This window comes from Streptomyces niveiscabiei (genome assembly GCF_001419795.1).
GTDB lineage: Bacteria > Actinomycetota > Actinomycetes > Streptomycetales > Streptomycetaceae > Streptomyces > Streptomyces niveiscabiei.
On the sequence record NZ_LIRL01001161.1, the window covers coordinates 1 to 2630 of the forward strand.

2 protein-coding genes and 1 pseudogene are annotated in these 2630 nt (G+C 71.5%); all 3 read left to right on the forward strand.

The window, feature by feature from the left end; genetic code table 11:
- Window positions 1–82 precede the first annotated feature (82 nt).
- A pseudogene (locus AOK24_RS49470) lies at window positions 83–169 on the forward strand (holo-ACP synthase); the annotation flags it as partial.
- A gap of 166 nt (window positions 170–335) precedes the next feature.
- Window positions 336–1232: a hypothetical protein gene (locus AOK24_RS41450; RefSeq protein WP_063799618.1), complete on the forward strand. Its 897-nt coding sequence runs from the start codon at window positions 336–338 to the stop codon at window positions 1230–1232.
- Window positions 1229–2630: M16 family metallopeptidase (locus AOK24_RS41455; protein WP_055725055.1), on the forward strand; the 1402-nt coding region annotated here is incomplete at its 3' end. The genes AOK24_RS41450 and AOK24_RS41455, both read left to right, overlap by 4 nt.

Genomic DNA, 2630 nt, shown 5'->3' on the forward strand with positions numbered 1-2630 from the left:
CTGTCCCCACCCTGACTTGATTCGTACATCTGTTTCAAGACGCCGCAGAGTAACAGCCCAGGTGACCTCTAAGGTGCTCGGCATGAGCATCATCGGAGTCGGCATCGACGTGGCCGAGATCGAACGCTTCGCGGCGTCCCTGCACCGCACGCCGGCTCTCGCCGCGAAGCGTTCGATCTCGGCCACGTCGATGCCGACTCCGATGATGCTCATGCCGAGCACCTTAGAGGTCACCTGGGCTGTTACTCTGCGGCGTCTTGAAACAGATGTACGAATCAAGTCAGGGTGGGGACAGAGTGGGCGGCGCAGAGCCGAGTTTCGACAGGTACGACGACATGCCGGAGCTGCTCCCGTTGCGGGAGGCGGCGCACGCGGGGGACTGGACCGCCGTGCGGGGCTTCTTCGGGCGGCTCGGGAGCGTGGACGACATGATCACCGCGCTCAACTCCGTCGCCGAGACCCCCGGCGCCGAACAGTGGCTGGAGCGCGCGGCGGCCGACTTCCCCGCCGACCCCCTGCCGAGGACCCTCCTCGCGAAGCGGTACCTGATCATCGGCTGGGACATCCGCGGCGCCGCGTTCGCGAAGCACGTCTCCGGGGAGCAGTTCGACCAGTTCCACGCCTGGCTGCGGCGCGCGGAGCAGCTGCTGATCCAGGTCTGCGCGGAGCAGCCCTCGTACGCCCCGGCCTGGTACATCCGCATCACCCTGGCCCGCGGCCTGGAACTCGGCGCCACCGAGGCCCGCCGCCGCTACGACCGCCTCCGCGCCCACCACCCGCACGTGTACGGCGCCCAGGCCGCCCTTCTCCAGCAGCTCTGCCCGAAGTGGGGCGGCACCTGGGAGGAGGCGCACGGCTTCGCCGCCGAGGCGACCCGCGAGGCCCCCGACGGCGCCCCGACCGGCGTCCTCGTCGCCGACGCGCACATCGAGCACTGGCTGTCGCTGGACGAGAAGGGGGGACCGTACCTGCGTGGCGTGAACGTCCTCCAGGACCTGCGCAACGCCGCCGCCATCTCCGTACGGCACCCGGCGTACCGCCCCGACCTCTCCAGCGGCTACGCGCACGGCACCTTCGCGATGGCCTTCTCCCTCGGCGGTCACCACGCCGACGCCGCCCCCCACTTCGCCGCACTCGGCGACCGGGCCGCCGGCCCCTGGTCCTACCTGTCCGACCCGAAGGCCGCGTTCCGCAGGCACCGCAAGTCCGCGCGAGAGGCGGTCGCCCGATGAACAGCACGGTCACGCAGGGCATCCCGACGCTCTACGCCCCCGGCACGTCGTCCTCCGAGATCACCGCCGGCCTCATGTTCCGCGTCGGACGGGCCGACGAGACCCTCGCCACCGCCGGCCTCACCCACCTCGTCGAACACCTCGCGCTGCACCGCCTGGGCCTGTCCGACCTGCACTACAACGGGGCGACGGCCAACACGTACACCCTCTTCCACGTCACCGGCACCGAGGCCGAGGTCGTCACGTACCTCAACAGCGTCTGCGCGTCCCTGCGCGAACTGCCCCTGGAGCGGCTGGAGACGGAGAAGGAGATCCTCCGTACGGAGGCGGCGGGGCGCGGCGGGTCCTCGCAGCTGCCGCTGTGGCGGTACGGGGCGCAGGGGTACGGGCTCAGCAGCTACACCGAGCTGGGGACCTGGAGCCTCACGCCGGACGCCGTCCGCTACTGGGCCCAGACCCGCTTCACCCGCGACAACGCGGTCCTCTGGCTCACCGGCGACCACGTCCCCGCCGGCCTCGACCTCACCCTCCCGCCGGGCACCCGCATCCCCGCGCCGCCCGCCTCCGACGCGCTGCCGGTCACCCCGGCGTACGTCCACGGCGACGACGGCACCGTCGTCCTGACCGCCGTGGTCCGCCGCTCCGCCGCCGCCATGGTCTTCGCCGACCTCTTCGGCCGCGCCCTCTTCCACGACCTGCGCCAGGAGGGCGGCTACTCCTACCAGGCCGACGCGGACTACTCCGTACGGGACGCGGCCCACGCCACGATCACCGCCTACGCCGACGCCCTCCCCAAGAAGCAGGACGCGGTCACCGGCGGCTTCATCGACACCCTCGCCCGCCTGCGCGCGGGCACGATCACCCAACAGGAACTGGACTCCTCCCGCGCCCGGATCGCCAAGCAGTACGACGACCCCGGCGCGGGCCTCCTCCCCGGCAACGCGCTCAGCATCCTGCTGGGGCGGCCGGTGATGTCGGTCGAGGAACGCCGGGCGGACCTCAACGCCGTCACCCTCGCGGACGTCCACGAAGTCGCCCAGGAGACCTGGTCCACCGCGCTGATGCAGGTACCGGGCCGGGGCGTCGACTGGGCGGGCTTCACCCTCGCCCCCCAGTACTCCTCAACCACGGTCACCGGTACGACACACCCCTCACCGGACGGCGTCACCCTGACGATCGGCCAGGAGGGGGTCTCCTTGTCCACCCCCCGAGGCCCCGTCACCGTCCACTACGCCACCTGCGCCGCCATGACCACCCGCCCCGACGGCTCCCGCACCCTCACGGGCCACGACGGCTTCTCGGTGACGGTCGAACCCACCCTCTACAAAGGCATCACCCCCGACCGCATCGCCGCGATCGACGCCTCGATCCCGTCCCACCTCGTCGTCCACCTCCCAC

What these genes read in the sequence shown, in the direction of transcription:
- AOK24_RS41450 (WP_063799618.1), top strand. Translation starts at nt 336, where the DNA reads ATGCCGGAGCTGCTCCCGTTGCGGGAGGCGGCGCACGCGGGGGACTGG.